This is a genomic window from Asticcacaulis aquaticus (genome assembly GCF_028550415.1).
Lineage (GTDB): Bacteria > Pseudomonadota > Alphaproteobacteria > Caulobacterales > Caulobacteraceae > Asticcacaulis > Asticcacaulis aquaticus.
This window is the reverse complement of the sequence record NZ_JAQQKX010000001.1, coordinates 522,891-539,039: the sequence shown is the minus strand read 5'-3', so window position 1 is coordinate 539,039 and position 16,149 is coordinate 522,891. Positions and strand designations below refer to the sequence as shown.

The following is a 16,149-nucleotide window of genomic DNA, read 5'->3' as shown; positions in this document are numbered from 1 at the left end:
CACAAGGGCGTGAGACAAACGTCTTCAATCCCTAACAAGGGAGCCCCGCCGGGGGCAACGGCGGGGCCTGTCTTAGCCTTGAGAGAGCGCGGACGGCCAACAAGCATAAGCAGGGTCGTCCGCAAGGCGCTGGCATCCGGGTGAGGGGCGTTCCAGCGGCCTGTGGATAATCTGCGCGTCAAAAGCAGCGGAATTGAGATCGCAATAAGACAATTAAGGCTAAGGGCTCCGCCCTCGCGCGGGTCAAGGGGGCGTCCCTGCGGTCCCGTTTCCGGCGGTCTCCCCAACCTTCCTTCGGCTGCGCCTCCGTGCAGGTTGGGTGATCCCCCTCCGCCGGAAACGCCCTTGACCCTTGCTACCCCAGCTCTCGCCGAGGGGCAGGGTTTCAGCGCGGTAAGTGCGCTGCAACCCAAGCCCAATAGGAGAGTTTCAAATGTCTAATATCCAGTCCGACCCGACCGCCGTATCGGGGGCCTTCGCTGTCAATCCGTTTCTTGGCAAGCGCGACGGTCGCGTGTCCTCGCAATGGTTCTCCCGCCCCGATGACGAGCGGTTCCTGAACCTCAATGACCTCTATGCCGCCGTGCGAAGCCGCGCGGATAGCGCCCACGTCCGCACCGTCCCCAGCGATCAGGTCCGCGTGGAAGCCAGCTTCGAGGATGCCGAACGCCTGACCCTGATCTGCCCCGGCAGGCCCGACCCGATTGCGCCTACCCACTGGAGTTTCGGCCAGTTGTGTACGCTGGTCGGCGCACCGTCGGGATACCTGCGCCAGTTGCCCGCCCCCCTGTCCGGCATCAACCTGCAACACGGCTTGGTGAACCACCGCGCCGAACAAATCAAGACGCTGGAAACCGCAGACGGCGGCATTGAACTGCGCGCCGTCACGGGGCCGGATTATGGCCGTATCTGGGATCATGAACTGGTCGCCGCCGTGCAGAAGATCGCCGGAAATGGCCTTGGTGAAACCCGGTGGAAGGTTCCCGGTGTCATGGATTGGGGCACCCGTACCCATAACCCCTACGTCGATGTGACGAAGGACACGACCACCCTTTACGCCTCGGATCGGGATGTCTTCCTGTTTCTGGTGGACGACACCCACCCCATAGAGGCGGGCCGGTTACCGAACGGCGACCCCGATGTCTATTTCAGGGGCTTCTATTGTTGGAACTCCGAAGTGGGATCGCGCAGCCTCGGGATTGCCTCGTTTTACCTGCGCGGTGTTTGCCAAAATAGGAATATCTGGGGTGTCGAAAACTTCGAATCCATCACCATCCGGCATTCCAAATTCGCCGCCGGACGTTTCGCCTACGAGGCCGCACCCGCCCTGACCCGCTTCGCCAATTCCTCACCGGCCCCGTTCATCGAGGGCATCAAGGCGGCGCGCGAAACCGTGGTGGCCAAGACCGACGACGAGCGGTCAGGCTTCCTCACCAAGCGCGGATTTACCAAGCCAGAGACCGCAAAAATCATCGAAACGGTTTTGAAGGAGGAAGGCAAAAAGCCCGAAAGCGTCTTCGATTTCGTTCAGGGCATCACGGCTTTGGCCCGTCAAAAGCCGCATCAAGACAGCCGTTTGGACCTCGAAATGAAGGCCAAGAAACTCATGGCCGCCGTGGTTTGATCCTGACAACCCCGCGCGGTCGATCTGGCCGCGCGGCCTATCCTGTGGCGAACCGGAGGGGGCACTGTCCGGCGGCTCGCCATGCCTTCGGCATGGCTCGCGAAGACCACAGGAACGCTCTGAAATCACGAGGTACGATTTTAAGGGGGGCCGTTTTCGACCCTGCCGCAGAGGGGCAGTCGCCGTCAGGGTGATCTCCGGAACCGCATCCACCGACGCGGACCCGCCCCCATAAATCCGGAGAGTTTCAGATGACCTCAGACATTGATCGCGCCACCGCTGCCAAGAAGGGAAGCCCGTTTTTAAACACCGCACAGGCCGCTTTTTACGTAGGCCTGTCACGCCGAACACTGGAACGGATGCGCAAACGCGACATCGGTCCCCGTTTCCGTAAGCACGGGAATTTCGTTCGCTATCACATCGATGACCTCAACGCCTGGTCGCTCGAAAAGTCGAATGGAACCCTCGCGACGGAGCCAAAGGCGTGAGCTTCTGGCAGCCCGTTCCCACCTCCAGACGTCGGCAGCGTCGGCGTCGCGTCTGGATCATTGCCGCCATAAGCAGCGTCGCCGGCATCGCGCTGGCGACTTCCTATTGGGGCGGCATTACCCCCCACATCGTCTATAACGCCAGTGCCAGCGCACCCCTTGGATTCTATCACGTCCGACCGATAAAGGCCCTTAACCGCGGCGATCTCGTATTGATGACGACGCCGGAACTGGTGCGCGACATGGCGGATCGGCGTCGCTATCTGCCCGCAACCGTGCCCATGATTAAGACCGTTGCCGCACTGGCGGGCGACGAGGTCTGTGCTTCTGATCACCGCATTCTGATCAATGGGCGACCGGTGGCGACGCGGCAACGCCACGACGCAATGAGCCGCCCTTTACCCCATTGGAACGGGTGTCATCATTTGCGATCCGACGAGTTCTTTCCGCTCAATACTGATGCACCGCATTCGTTCGACGGGCGCTATTTCGGCGTCGTGTCGGTCGCGTTGATTCAGGGAAAGCTGAACCCGCTATGATCCGGAAATCTATCGTTAGGCCGGTGTCTATTGGTATCATTCTCGGTCTTGCACCCCTGACGAACCAATCCGTTCACGCCGTGGAGCGACGCGCGAAATGGGAAGATTGCAAACTGCAATCGAGCGTGCGGTTTGGCGTGCCGCTTGTGTGGATCGACGCTGTCATGGCAGCGGAAAGCGGCGGCAAGACACACCTCAATGGGCAGCCGATCACGTCGTCAGCGGGGGCTATGGGCCTCATGCAACTGATGCCCCGCACCTACGCCGATCTGCGTGAAACCTACGGCTTGGGTCCTGATCCGCACGATCCCTGCGACAATATCACCGCCGGAACCGCCTATCTCCGGGCCATGTGGAACCGCTTCGGCTACCCCGGCCTGTTCGCGGCCTACAATGCCGGACCGACCCGCTACGAAGCCTATCTGCGCGGTCGGCCCCTGCCTCTCGAAACGCGCCTGTACCTCAAAAAGGTCATTCGCAGTGAACCCACTCTGGCCTCGGGATTGGCGATTTTCGTTCGCTCGACCGCCAACGAGGCAATCCCAAAGGTCGGCGAGCTGTTCGTACCCCTGGCCGATCCCCAAGGCCGGGAGGGTGGACCGTGAGGCGGGGGGATAGGGAAGGCAAGATAAAAGCAATGCCTCAAATGTCGGCTAAGTCATTGTCTGCACATTGGTTTTTCGTGAGGCCGGGGTGTCTGTCGTGAGGCGGTTTGGCGTCAATCAATTGATTTATATCAGGAAAATGAGCCTCCATCCATGTCGACGGACGATAAGTTCACCCCGCGCCTGGGCCGCATCCGCGCCAAGGGCAAAGGCAGCTTCCGTGGCCAGATTTTCAAGGCCATCCAGCGCGCCGGAGGGTTCAAGGCCCGCGCTGGCAAGGCCGGGCCAGGCACCCGCTCCGGACAGGGACGCGGCCTGGGGTCCGGCCGGATCGCGGGCACGCGCCGCGTCGTCATCAAGGCGCGCTTTACCCAACTTGCCGGAAAGGGCCTCCGCGCCGCCCGCGCGCATTTGCGCTATCTCCAACGCGATGGCACCACCCGCGAGGGCAATCCCGGCACCCTCTATGACCAGGCCACGGATCGGGCCGACGGTCGCGCCTTTCTCGATCAATGTCGGGAAGATCGGCACCTGTTTCGCTTCATCGTCTCCGCCGAGGACGGCGACCAGTACGACGACCTGAAAAGCGTCACCCGTCGCCTCATGGCGCAGATGGAAAAAGACCTCGGAACGCGTCTGGAGTGGGTGGCCGTGGATCACTTCAACACCGGGCGACCGCATACCCACATCGTCGTCCGCGGAATCGACGATCAGGGCCGCGATCTGGTGATCTCCCGAGCCTATCTCAGCCAAGGGATGCGGGAGCGCGCCGAGGCGCTGGTGACGCTCGACCTTGGCCTGCAAAGCGAGCAGGAACGCAACAACAGCCTGCGCCGCGAAATCGATCAGGCGCGGCTGACCCGGATTGACCGCCAACTTCTGGCGGGTCGGGACGCCGAGAACGTCGTCAATGCCGCACACCGTGATTCGGTCGCACAGACCCTGCGCGCCGGACGTTGCCAGACCCTGGCCGCGTTCGGTCTGGCGGAGGAACTGGGGAACGGACGTTGGCGGCTTGATCCGGCGATGGAAACCACGCTGCGGGACATGGGCCAACGCGGCGACATCATCAAATCCCTCAGCTACGATCTTCAAGGGCAAAGCATCGGGGTCGATCTGCGCCACGCCGTCCTGCATCTGACACCGGAGACCCGCGCCCCGGGACCGGTGACCGGCGAAGTCCTGCGCAGGGGGCCGCTTGACGACTTTGGAGACCGCCACTTCGTCGCCCTCAACGCGACGGACGGCCGCGTCCACGTCTTCGATACCGGGAAAGGTGGCGACGATGCGGGTTGGCCTGACCGGGCAATCGTTCAGGTCCGCCCGGTCGAGGTCGCATTGAAACCGGCCGATCACGCCATTCTCAGCGTCGCCGGCCGAAATAGCGACGTCTACGAGATCGAAGCCCACCTCAGACTGGAGCCCACGGCCACCGAGACCTTCGCCCAAACCCACGTGCGACGGCTGGAGGCGATACGACGCGCCGGCGGGGCCATCGAACGAACGCCTGACGGCGCTTTCCACATCGGTGACCGCTATGCGCAAACCGCGCTGACCTATGAGCAGGTTCTGGCGACACAGCGGCCGGTGCAGATCGAGCAGGTGTCGTCCGTGCCGATCGACCGGTTGCCGACCCATGCCGGCCTTACCTGGCTTGATCGGGCGGACCTCCCTGTGCCGGAGACGGAGGCCGGGTTCGGCGGTCGCGTTCGGCAAGGTCTGGCCGTGCGCACGGCATGGCTGGCCGCCGAAGGCCTCGGCGTTCTCGTCGATGGCCGGAGGCTCTTGTCACGGCCGGAGCGCGAAGGCCTGCGCCGACGGGAGTGGGAGCACGTCGCCGGAGACGTCAGGGGGACGCTGGACAAACCCTATGTGGCCACACAGCGCGGGGAGCGTTTGGACGGGAAACTAACCGGCTACCGCGACACGGCGGAAGGCCGTCTGGCGGTCATTGAACGCGCGCGGGATTTTACGCTGGTGCCATGGCGCCCAGTGCTGGAGCCGCATATCGGGAAGCAGGTGTCGGGCGTCGTGGACGGAGGGCCGATAAACTGGACCATCGGGCGGAGTCGTGGCCGGGGTTTGGAGTAGAAACCGTTCCCTTGCCGCGAGGTTTCCCTCGCGCCAAACTGATCCCGCACACGACTCAGGGGGCAAAGGCATGGAAACGAGAGAACTCCGATTGAAACGGCTGGCGAAACCCGGCGACTATATTATGCGCTACCAGGAGACCGACGGCGTGGGGGGCAAGCCGCCGCGCTCGATCACTTTTGTTGGGGCGGAGCCCATGCCGCTCGGCTACGCTGAACTTGAAGCCGCCCGGCTGCACAAGCCGGTGTCTGCGCGCCTCGATTTGAGGAATGCGCGCATCGTGGAAACCGATGATCCTGATCTCGATATTGACAGCGTCGCTCACATAAAAGCCCTGCTGGAAAGCCCGTTCTCTTCGCGGACGGTCAGCCTTCAACGCGGGGGTTGGCTGCCTTCGGGTTTGGCGATGCTGTCGGGCAACACGACGATCCTGCCGGACCGCAATACTTTTTGCGAAATCAAGGGACGGTTTCAGGATGGCGCGAGCGTCCGTCAAGATGACGACTTCCTCGATCTTTTGACGGACTTCCAGGGCCGGATAAACCCGATGCTGTTCGCCATCGAGGGAAATATTCGGCAAATCCCAGATGTGGATACTGTGGCTAGCCAACTCGTCGAAGCCGTTAATCTGATTCAGTCGGCATTGCCGAAAGCGAAGCCGGTCTTTGGCCCGGACAGTCTGCGGGGAGCCGTCGGCATCATTGAGGACACTCGCGGCGGGTTTGAAGCGAAAGCGGGCTTTCTCCTCGAACTCGCACCGCTACTGAAAAACAACGTCAGGCAATCCCAAAAAGATGAAAGATGGGTCGATGTTCTAACTGCCGCTAAAAAGCATGGCGTGCCCCGTCACTCGCTGGTAGTTCTCGCGGCGCTCAGTTTGGTCGTCGTGCCGAACGCAGGGAGCCCGGCGACGAAGGTGCTGAAATTTCAGGATGCCTACACCCCCGCAGACGCTTACAATACGCTTTGCGACTTACGTTCATTGGAACTGCTGATGAACCTGTTGGCGCTATTCCCCAACGAACGCCCTGCCGTCTTCACGGCGGACAAGGGTCTGGCCCGCTTCTGGGTGGGCATACAGGCCGATAATTTTGAGGCCACGGCGCAAGGGGCCACTTACGACGTCTCCCCGGTTGCGGCGATCATGCCGGAACCCTACCGGGTGCGCTGGTTGGAAGATATAAAATCTGCCGCCGATCCGCTTTGAAAGGGATAATCCCGTCCAAACAATGGCGCCCACAGGCTAATGGTCGAAGCCGACTTCGACGTCGATATCAATCTGGCCGTACAGCGGCCGGTCTCGCAAATCCAAGAGGTCGAGCAGAGTGCCGTGCGCCTGCGCCGTCACCTGTTGGCCTTCGTGGCAAAGGAGTACTTCGTCGGCTACGAACGTCTCTAGGCGCCAACCGGAATGCGTCGCGTTGCCATGTCGAGGTTTGTGGGGAAGGGTGTCCAATTGTTTTGCGGACAAGTGCGTGGTGGTCACCCTCCGCGCCAATCCGTGAACGTCCTGAGCCCGCATGATGCGCATCCCGAAGTCGTTTTGCGATGGAAATCCGTGGGTCGGCGAGGGGCGCGTGGTCATCGGGCTCGAAAGGGTGAGCGGATTATAGAAGCCGTAGTACACCGGAATGCCCTTGGATTGCATATAGGCATCTATCGTGGCGATCTGCTGCCCGCCGGTATCGAACGCCTGGTAAAGGCTCGAATCGTCGAATCGGTACAGTTGCTTGTGTCCCTGTGTGACCGGTTTCTGCAACTGGCCGCTTACGAGGTCCGGGAAGAGGCGTTTCGTTTGAAGGAGAGCGACTTTCCGCAGGCGGCCGAATCCATGGCGGGCCAAGCCGATATCAATCGCGATGTCGGCAACCTCGAAATTCCCCATCATACGCCGACTTCCGATAAAATGCGTCTTGACCGTGACGTTGACCGGAACACCCTCAAACAATCGGGTATGCTTGTCTGACACGCTGTTCAGCAAATTGTTGTCGAGCATGGTCTCATGTTGATGGGGGCTTTTCGTATAACCGCTAGAGACCGTCTCATTCGCGGCTTCAAAAATACCCTTCAGGTAACGCCGCGCGCCGTCAGGCATGTCCCAGTTCATCCCTCATATCCCCTTTTACCGAACGGCAAACTAGGTCCGGTTTTCCGGTAAGTCTATCAGTTCAACACCAATTCTCCACGAAGCGCAGAGGATTAAATTTCAATTCGCAAACGGGCGTGGCGGCAGCAGGGTAGTCGCTGGGGGCGCATGGTATCTCGCCGATTCCGGTACCGATTGGGATGATGGAGGCGTTCAGTTTGAATCGGCACGCCTCACATGACCCCCACCAAACTTCTCATCGGTCAAATCTTGATCGTCCTCGCCGTCGTGGTGCTGGGTGTGTGGGCCGCCACCCAATGGGCCGCCGCCCAACTCGCCTATCAGCCGCAGCTCGGCCCGACCTGGTTTGTCTTTTGGGGGCTTCCGGTCTACCGCCCGTGGCAACTCTTCATCTGGTGGTTTCATTTCGAAGCCTATGCGCCAGAGGTGTTCCATCGTGCCGGTGTAGTGGCCGCCTCCAGCGGCCTGATGGGCTGCGGGGCGGCGATCGCGGGCTCCATCTGGCGTGCGCGTCAGGCGAAGTTTGTCACCACCTACGGATCGGCGCGTTGGGCGACCCGCCCGGAAATCGAACGGGCAGGTCTGTTTCGTGATGCCGGCGTCTTCCTCGGCCGGTTCGGTGCGGACTATTTGCGCCATGAAGGACCCGAGCACGTCATGGCCTTCGCGCCGACCCGCAGCGGGAAGGGTGTGGGACTGGTGGTGCCGACCCTGTTGTCGTGGACCAACTCCGTCGTCGTCCATGACATCAAGGGTGAGAACTGGGAGCTAACCGCTGGATGGCGCTCGAAATTTTCCCATTGCCTGCTGTTCAACCCGACCGATTTGCGTTCGGCCCGCTACAACCCGCTTCTGGAGGTTCGTAAGGGGCCGCAGGAGGTCCGCGACGTCCAGAACATCGCCGACATCCTCGTCGATCCAGAAGGTTCGATCGAACAGCGCTCGCACTGGGAAAAGACCAGCCATTCGCTGCTGGTCGGCGCGATCCTCCATATCCTCTACGCTGAAGAGCACAAGACGCTGGAACGGGTGGCGACTTTCCTGTCAGATCCCCAGCGCACCTTCGTCTACACCCTGCACCGGATGATGACGACGAACCACCTGGGCGACAAGGACGCGCCGCAGGTCCACCCCGTCGTCGCCTCCGCCGCCCGTGAGCTGTTGAACAAGTCCGAAAACGAACGGTCAGGCGTCCTGTCCACCGCCATGTCGTTCCTGGGCCTATATCGCGACCCGGTCGTTGCCGCCACGACCTCACGCTGCGACTGGCGGATTTCTGACCTGATGGACGCCGAGCGCCCGGTGTCGCTGTTCCTTGTAATACCGCCATCGGATATCTCGCGCACCAAGCCTCTGGTCCGCCTCATCCTCAATCAAATTGGCCGTCGTTTGACCGAGCGCCTCGAAGGCGATCCCGACAAGCGTCGTAAACATCAACTGTTGATGATGCTCGACGAGTTTCCAGCGCTGGGGCGTCTGGACTTCTTCGAGACGGCGCTGGCATTCATGGCGGGCTACGGTATCCGCACCTATCTGATTGCCCAGTCGCTCAACCAAATTTCCAAGGCTTATGGCGAAAACAATTCGATCCTCGACAACTGCCACGTCCGCATTGCCTTCTCCTCGAACGATGAACGCACCGCGCGCCGGATTTCCGATGCCCTTGGTACCGCGACGGAGCTGCGCGCGCAAAAGAACTATGCCGGGCACCGCCTGTCGCCGTGGCTCGCCCATGTCATGGTGTCACGTCAGGAAACGGCACGCCAACTCCTGACCCCCGGCGAAGTCATGCAGCTTCCGCCGCAGGACGAACTGGTCCTCGTCTCAGGAATAGCGCCTATCCGCGCGAAAAAGCTACGCTATTTCGAAGACGCCAATTTCACGACCCGCCGCCTGCCGCCCCCCGTGCTGTCCGAGACCGCCTTCGTTGACCGGCCCGCCGGTCGCCCGGACGACTGGCAAGGGCGGGTACGTGCGACGTCGCGCCAACTGGCCGCCGCATTGGATGGCGAGGCGACCGCTGAAGACGAGGGCGGTGTGCAGCAACAACGTCACCCGGGTCTGGGTGAAGGGGACGCACCCGCTACAACGGAAGCGCCAGAGACAACCGAACGGGTGGCGGACGACGACAGCGACCTGGCGGCCGACAAACGCGCCCTCGATCGCGTCCGCACCCTGACGCCCGTCCAACGCGCGCATGCGTTGCACGAGAGCCAGTCGAAGGCGGCCAAATCGCGCCATCTCGACCTGTTCAGCGATTTCTAGGAGCCCGCCCCATGAAATCGCCCCGTATTCGCCACCAGTTCCATACCGACGCCGATCTAAGCCGGCGGCTGGACCAACTCGCCGCCTTGCCCGGCCAAAACAAGTCCGCTGTGCTGGAAGCGGCCGCACGGGCGTGGGTCGAACGGCGCGATGCGCAGGCGTTTGAGACGGCCTTCGCCAACCGCCTGAATCGATTGGGCCGTCAGTTGGACCGCATCGAACGCGATCAGAAGATCGTTCTGGAAAGCCTCATTCTGTACGTCCGAATGACCCTCCAGCGGGATGCACATCTGCCCGACCCCGATGCCGACAGTCGCGCCAAGGGCCGCGAGCGGTTCGAGGCGTTCATCGCCCAGATCGGCCGCAAGCTGGCCCAGGGCACGCCCACCTTTTCAAACGATGAGGAGACCGCATCATGACGACGCTGCCGTCAGCGCGCCGCCTGCGCGATATGCTGCGCACCGCCATGGGGGACACCCTGGCGGCGGCACTCAACGACCCAAACGTCATTGAAATCCTGGTCAATCCGGATGGATCGATCTGGCTTGATCGCTTAGGACAAGGACGTAGCGATTCCGGCATGGCCCTTCCGGCTGCCGATCGCGAACGGATCGTCCGTCTGGTCGCCAGCCATGTCGCGGTCGAAGTGCATGAAAACGCCCCGATCGTCAGCGCCGAACTGCCGACGCTGAACCAAGGCCGCAGGGGAGAGCGGTTCGAGGGCCTGCTGCCGCCGGTCGTCGAGGGCGCCTGTTTTGCCATTCGCAAACCCGCCGCCAAAATCCTGTCGTTGGGGGACTACGTCAGCGATGGCATGCTGTCCTCGACGCTGGCGCGACTTCTCAAATCCGCCGTGCAGGACCGGAAAAACATCCTGATCGCCGGAGGCACCTCCTCGGGCAAGACCACCTTCGGCAACGCCTTGTTGGCCGAGGTCGCGGCGCTCAATGACCGTGTCGTCCTGATCGAGGATACGCGCGAGCTGCAATGTGCGGCGCGCGATGTGGTGGCCTTGCGCACGCGGCCCGGCGTCGCGTCCTTGAGCGATTTGGTTCGCTCGACACTTCGCCTGCGGCCGGACCGGATCATCGTCGGCGAAGTGCGCGGCGGCGAAGCGCTGGAACTCCTCAAAGCCTGGAATACCGGCCATCCGGGGGGCATCGCCACGCTGCACGCCAACTCCGCGATCGGTGCCCTCTACCGCCTGGAACAGCTTGTTCAGGAGGCCGTCGTGCATGTGCCCCGCCGCCTCATTGCCGACGCCGTCGACATCGTTGTCTTCATCCAGAGCGCCAACCCATTCACCCAGACGCCGCGTCGCGTCGAGGCCGTCATGGCCCTCGATGGCCTGACCGCTGAGGGCGATTACCGCCTTCGTCCGCTCGAAGCGGCGAAGAACTGACGTCAACCTAAACAAGGAGCTATCTGATGTATAAGCCTATTTCCAAATCCATCCATTTGCGGATGGCCGTGCCGCTCGCCTTGGGTCTGGCGCTCGCGGTCTCGACCTCCGGCGCGCAGGCCGCCGGTTCCGGCATGCCGTGGGAAGAACCCCTCCAGCAAATCCTGGAGTCGGTGCAAGGCCCGGTGGCTAAGATCGTGGCCGTCATGGTCATCATCGTCACCGGTCTGACCTTGGCCTTCGGGGAAACCAGCGGTGGCTTCCGCAAGCTGATCCAGATCGTCTTCGGTCTCTCGATCGCGTTTGCGGCGTCGAGCTTCTTTCTGACGTTCTTCAGCTTCGGCGGCGGAGCGCTGATCCGATGAGCGCGGCGGTCGAAGGCTTCGAGGTGCCCCTGCATCAGGCACTCACCCAACCCCTCCTGCTGGGCGGTGCGCCCCGTGGTCTGGCCCTGCTCAACGGCACGCTCGCCGCGGCGCTGGGGCTCGGCCTGCAACTGTGGATTCCCGGCCTCGTGCTTTGGGTCGCGGGCCACACCCTCGCAGTCTTCGCCGCCAAACACGATCCTCACTGCGTCGCCGTCACCCTGCGCCACCTGCGTCAGAAGGGCTATTTCATATGCTGAACCTGCGCCAATACCGCCAGACGGCCGACCGTCTGGCCGATCACCTGCCTTGGGCTGTGCTGGCAGCGCCCGGCGTCGTCCTCAACAAGGACGGCAGTTTCCAACGCACCGCCCGTTACGAAGGGCCGGACGTGGAGAGCGCGACCCCGGAAGAACTGGTCGCGCTTTCCGCGCGGTTGAATAATGTCTTTCGCCGCCTGGGCTCTGGCTGGGCGGTATTCTTCGACGCCCGGCGTGGTCGCGCGCAGGCCTATCCCGGCTCCGGTGCGGAGACGGGGTTGGGTCGTCTGATCGACGAGGAGCGCCGCGCCGCCTTTGCCGGCGAGGAAGGGCACCATTTCGAATCCCGCTATCACCTGACACTCGTCTACATGCCCCCGGCCGACCAGCTTGATGGCATGGGCGAGGCCTTTGTCGAACGCGAAGAAAAAGTCATCGGTCGCGATTGGCATGACGTTTTGCGCCGGTTCGTTGACCGCACCGACGCGGTGTTCGATTTGCTGGCAACCGTGTTGCCGTATATCCGCGCCCTGGACGACGCTGACACCCTGACCTATCTGCATGCCTGCGTCTCGACGAAGGCCCATCCTGTAGCGATGCCGGAGACACCGGTTTATCTCGATGCCATCTTGGTCGACACGCCGCTGTCGGGCGGCTTGGAACCGCGTCTCGGCGATCAGCACCTGCGCAGCCTGACGCTCCTCGGCTTTCCGAACAACACGCGACCGGCCATGCTGGACGCCCTTAATCACCTCGATATGGAATATCGCTGGACCACGCGCTTCATTGCGCTGGATAAGGCGGAAGCCGTCAAGACGTTAACCAAACTACGGCGCCAATGGTTCGCCAAACGAAAATCGGTCGCCGCTCTGATGCGCGAGGTCCTCTACAAGGAAGCCTCGGCACTCACCGACACCGACGCCGACAATAAGGTCGCCGATGTCGATCTCGCCTTGCAGGCCATAGGTGGCGACCATGTCGGTTTCGGTTATCTGACCACCACGCTCAGCGTCATGGGCCCCGACCGCGACACAGCCGATGAACGCCTGCGTCAGGTGGAACGGGTCATCAATGGTCTGGGCTTCACCGCTATAGCCGAAAGCCTGAACGCCGTGGAAGCGTGGCTCGGCAGTATACCCGGCCACCTCTACGCCAACGTTCGTCAACCGTTGATTCACACCTTGAACCTCGGGCATCTGGCGCCGATGTCGACCCTGTGGGCCGGGCCGGAGCGCAATCGGCATCTTGACGGACCAGCCTTGTTTCATGCGGTGAGTTCCGGCGCCACGCCCTTCCGCTTTTCAACCCACGTCGGCGATGTGGGACATATGCTCGTGCTGGGTCCGACCGGCGCGGGTAAGTCGGTTCTGCTGGCCTTCATGGCGGTGTCGTTCACCCGCTACCCCGATGCACAGGTCTTTGTCTTCGATAAGGGGGGCTCGGCGCGCGCCGCCGTCCTGGCGCTCAGCGGCAGCCATCATGAAATCGGCCGGGACGGGCAGGTGGCGTTTCAGCCGCTGCGTCACATCGACGACTATGCCGAACGCACATGGGCCTTGGACTGGTTGTCCGCCTTACTCGATCAACAGGGTTTTGACCTTTCCCTCGACGGACGCGACGCCCTCTGGGCCGCACTGGAGACTCTGGCCGGAGCGCCCGTCGAACAGCGCACCCTAACAGGCCTCTGTGCCGTCCTGGCTTTCAATGACATCAAGGTCGCGCTGCGGCCCTACACCCTCGACGGTCCATACGGCCATATTCTCGACGCCGATCATGAGACGCTGGAACTGACCGCGATCCACGGCTTCGAGATGGAAAGCCTGATGGGGGAGCGCCTGCTCGTCGCGCCCGTTCTGACCTATCTCTTTCATAGGCTCGAAGCGCGCTTCGATGGCCGTCCCACCCTGATGATACTGGATGAGGCCTGGGTGTTCCTCGATCACCCGCTCTTTGCGGCCCGCATCCGGGAATGGCTGAAGGTGCTGCGCAAGAAGAATGTCAGTGTCCTGTTCGCCACGCAGAGTCTCGCCGATGTGGTGGACAGCCCGATCGCGCCGGTCTTGATCGAGTCCTTCCCGCAGCGCCTGTTTCTCCCGAACGAGCGGGCCGTCGAACCGCAGAGCCGGGGGGCTTACCAGCGACTCGGCCTCAACGACCGCCAGATCACCCTGATCGGGCAGGCCACGCCCAAGCGTCAGTATTACCTGCAATCCCGACGCGGCAACCGGCTGTTTGATCTCCGGTTGGGTCAGGTGGCGCTGAGCATCTGTGCCGCATCCAGCCCGGATGACCAGCGGCTGATCGACACCGTGCTCGCCGAAGGACCGCCTGAAACCTTTGCTGCGCGTTACCTCACCGCGCGCGGACTGTCCTGGGCGGGCACCTTGCTCGCGGTCACCGATCCCCCGTCGGTTGGGTAACTTTCAGCCGAAATCATTGTCTCAACAAAAGGAGCTATTCGTCATGAAATTGAATGCCTTATCCCTATTCGCTGCCGGCCTGTTTACAGCGGTTCCAAACCTCTCGTTGGTGCCCGCAGCACAGGCGCAGATGGTGGTCTATGACCCCAGCAACTACGTCCAGAGCGTCCTTCAGGCGACGCGTGCCCTGCAACAGATCAACAACCAGATTCTCAGCCTCCAGAACGAAGCGGTCATGCTCCAGAACATGGCCAAAAACCTGAAGAAATTCGATGTCAGCGCCCTTGCCGGCCTCAACCAGAACATGGCCGCCATCGACGCCCTGATGAAAGAGGCGCGGGGCATCGCCCTAAATCTGACCGCCACCCGGCAGGCCTTCGCCACCCAATTCCCCGGTGCCTACGGAAGCAACCTGAAACTGGGTGATCTCCTCTCGGGGGCGGAGACGCGCTGGAAGTCGGCCATGGAAGCCTACGGCCAGACCCTCAACGTCCAAGCTAGGATCTCCGAAACGCTCGCCGAAGACGCCGCCGCCCTCAGTCGCATCATGTCGGCAGCCGAAGGGTCGGAGGGGGCGCTTGAGGCGCAACAGGCCTCGAACCAACTTCTTGCCCTCACAGCCAAGCAGCAGATGCAAATCCAGGCCTTGCTCGCAGCCCAAGGTCGCGCGGAAGCGCTGGATGCGGCCCGCAAGGCCGAGGCGGAAGCGGCCGCTAAGGCCGCGACGCGCCGCTTCCTCGGTACCGGCAAGGCCGGACAATAACCCTCCAGATACGGCGAAGCGTCATGACCGACCTCAACATCATCGACACCTTTCTCGATACCTTTCTGGCCTATCTCGATTCGGGGTTTGGCCTCCTGAAGGGCGACGTCGGACATCTGGCGGCGATCCTGATCGCGATAGACGTGACGCTCGCCGCTTTATTCTGGTTACTGGACGAAGAGGCGCATCTGTTCGGTCGCCTGATCCGCAAGGTGCTCTATGTCGGTGCCTTCGCTTTCATCATCACCCATTTCAGCTTTTTGGCCGAGGTCATCTACGACTCGTTCGCGGGCCTTGGACTGCGCGCCGGCGGCGGCGGTGTATCGGCGCATGATCTATTACGACCCGGAAAACTCGCGGCGACCGGGTTCGACGCGGCGCATCCCTTATTGGAGCAGATCGCCGACCTGCTTGGACTCGATACGGTTTTCGGCAACCTGCTGACCATTGTCGTGCTTCTCGTCGCCTGGCTGCTCGTCATTCTATCTTTCTTCCTGCTGGCCGTTCAGCTTTTCATCTGCGTTCTGGAATTCAAGCTGACGACCCTGGCCGGTTTCGTGCTCGTGCCTTTCGCTCTGTGGAACAAGACGGCGTTCCTGGCCGAACGCGTACTCGGGAACGTCGTCACCTCCGGCATCAAGGTCATGGTCATGGCCGTGATCGTCGGTATCGGATCGGGCTTTTTCGACACCTTCATCACCGCGCTGGACGGTCAGGAGCCTGATCTTATGCAGGCCATGACGCTGGCCCTGGCGTCTCTTACCCTTCTGGGCCTCGGCTTGTTCGGTCCGACTGTTGCGTCCGGTCTCGTCTCCGGAGCGCCGCAACTCGGCGCCGGATCGGTGGCGGGTACGCTCGGCGCAGCCGCCGGGGCTGGGCTTCTGGCCGGGGGCGCTGTCTCCGGCGCTGCCCGAGCGCTCGCGGGGGCTGGCAGTGGTGGCATGCAGGCCATATCGAGCGCCGCGTCGAAACTCGGCGGCGGGGGCGGGGCCTCCGCCGGCGCATCACCACCTCCACCACCGCCGTCGCCCTCGGCCGGATCGAGCCCGGGTGCGACAGGGTCAGGCACGCCCGGCGGCGATGCGGCGCCACCGGTCTGGGCGAGAAAAATGCAGGCCGAGCAGCGCACGCGTGGCCGGGTGCAAATGGTGCAGGCCGCGATCATCGCCGGGGATCAGGCCTCCGGTTCGGCGTCTCCCAATCTCTCACAGAAGGACTGA

General features: G+C 62.4%; 15 protein-coding genes. 14 read left to right on the top strand and 1 reads right to left on the bottom strand.

Annotation, left to right across the window (positions count from 1 at the left end; genetic code table 11):
* Positions 1 to 433 precede the first annotated feature (433 nt).
* The 6 genes from PQU92_RS02610 (at position 434) to PQU92_RS02585 (ending at position 6,554) form a co-directional block, all read left to right on the top strand.
* The gene (locus PQU92_RS02610) at positions 434 to 1,624 is read left to right on the top strand and encodes a DUF932 domain-containing protein (protein ID WP_272746652.1); all 1,191 of its coding nucleotides are present in this window, start codon (positions 434 to 436) and stop codon (positions 1,622 to 1,624) included.
* Between the two features lie 251 nt (positions 1,625 to 1,875).
* Complete coding sequence (locus tag PQU92_RS02605; protein WP_272746651.1) at positions 1,876 to 2,112, top strand: helix-turn-helix transcriptional regulator; 237 nt, start codon at positions 1,876 to 1,878, stop codon at positions 2,110 to 2,112.
* The gene (locus PQU92_RS02600; RefSeq protein WP_272746650.1) at positions 2,109 to 2,651 is read left to right on the top strand and encodes a S26 family signal peptidase; all 543 of its coding nucleotides are present in this window, start codon (positions 2,109 to 2,111) and stop codon (positions 2,649 to 2,651) included. The genes PQU92_RS02605 and PQU92_RS02600 overlap by 4 nt, the downstream gene beginning before the upstream one ends.
* Entirely contained in the window at positions 2,648 to 3,256 is a 609-nt protein-coding gene (locus PQU92_RS02595) for a lytic transglycosylase domain-containing protein (protein WP_272746649.1), read from the top strand. The genes PQU92_RS02600 and PQU92_RS02595 overlap by 4 nt, the downstream gene beginning before the upstream one ends.
* Before the next feature lie 153 nt (positions 3,257 to 3,409).
* The gene (locus tag PQU92_RS02590; RefSeq protein WP_272746648.1) at positions 3,410 to 5,347 is read left to right on the top strand and encodes a DUF3363 domain-containing protein; all 1,938 of its coding nucleotides are present in this window, start codon (positions 3,410 to 3,412) and stop codon (positions 5,345 to 5,347) included.
* 70 nt (positions 5,348 to 5,417) lie between these two features.
* Entirely contained in the window at positions 5,418 to 6,554 is a 1,137-nt protein-coding gene (locus PQU92_RS02585) for a hypothetical protein (protein ID WP_272746647.1), read from the top strand.
* Positions 6,555 to 6,590: 36 nt separating this feature from the next.
* Here PQU92_RS02585 and PQU92_RS02580 read toward each other — a convergent pair whose 3' ends face one another.
* Positions 6,591 to 7,454, bottom strand: a complete 864-nt coding sequence (locus PQU92_RS02580) for a hypothetical protein (RefSeq protein ID WP_272746646.1) — start codon at positions 7,452 to 7,454, stop codon at positions 6,591 to 6,593.
* A gap of 216 nt (positions 7,455 to 7,670) precedes the next feature.
* On the opposite strand from PQU92_RS02580, the gene PQU92_RS02575 reads away from it, so the two are divergent.
* From PQU92_RS02575 to trbL, 8 genes are read left to right on the top strand one after another with little or no spacing between them, the layout of a single operon-like run.
* The gene (locus tag PQU92_RS02575; RefSeq protein WP_272746645.1) at positions 7,671 to 9,719 is read left to right on the top strand and encodes a conjugal transfer protein TraG; all 2,049 of its coding nucleotides are present in this window, start codon (positions 7,671 to 7,673) and stop codon (positions 9,717 to 9,719) included.
* A gap of 11 nt (positions 9,720 to 9,730) precedes the next feature.
* Positions 9,731 to 10,138: a ribbon-helix-helix protein, CopG family gene (locus PQU92_RS02570; protein WP_272746644.1), complete on the top strand. Its 408-nt coding sequence runs from the start codon at positions 9,731 to 9,733 to the stop codon at positions 10,136 to 10,138.
* Positions 10,135 to 11,121: a P-type conjugative transfer ATPase TrbB gene (gene trbB / locus PQU92_RS02565; protein ID WP_272746643.1), complete on the top strand. Its 987-nt coding sequence runs from the start codon at positions 10,135 to 10,137 to the stop codon at positions 11,119 to 11,121. Before PQU92_RS02570 ends, trbB begins: the two co-directional genes overlap by 4 nt.
* Before the next feature lie 26 nt (positions 11,122 to 11,147).
* Positions 11,148 to 11,486, top strand: coding sequence for a TrbC/VirB2 family type IV secretion system protein (locus PQU92_RS02560; RefSeq protein WP_272746642.1), 339 nt, complete (start codon positions 11,148 to 11,150; stop codon positions 11,484 to 11,486).
* Positions 11,483 to 11,746: a VirB3 family type IV secretion system protein gene (locus tag PQU92_RS02555; RefSeq protein ID WP_272746641.1), complete on the top strand. Its 264-nt coding sequence runs from the start codon at positions 11,483 to 11,485 to the stop codon at positions 11,744 to 11,746. Before PQU92_RS02560 ends, PQU92_RS02555 begins: the two co-directional genes overlap by 4 nt.
* The gene (gene trbE / locus PQU92_RS02550) at positions 11,740 to 14,166 is read left to right on the top strand and encodes a conjugal transfer protein TrbE (protein ID WP_272746640.1); all 2,427 of its coding nucleotides are present in this window, start codon (positions 11,740 to 11,742) and stop codon (positions 14,164 to 14,166) included. Before PQU92_RS02555 ends, trbE begins: the two co-directional genes overlap by 7 nt.
* 43 nt (positions 14,167 to 14,209) lie before the next feature.
* The gene (gene trbJ, locus PQU92_RS02545; protein ID WP_272746639.1) at positions 14,210 to 14,929 is read left to right on the top strand and encodes a P-type conjugative transfer protein TrbJ; all 720 of its coding nucleotides are present in this window, start codon (positions 14,210 to 14,212) and stop codon (positions 14,927 to 14,929) included.
* Positions 14,930 to 14,952: 23 nt separating this feature from the next.
* On the top strand, positions 14,953 to 16,149 hold the full coding sequence (gene trbL / locus PQU92_RS02540; RefSeq protein WP_272746638.1) for a P-type conjugative transfer protein TrbL: 1,197 nt from the start codon (positions 14,953 to 14,955) through the stop codon (positions 16,147 to 16,149).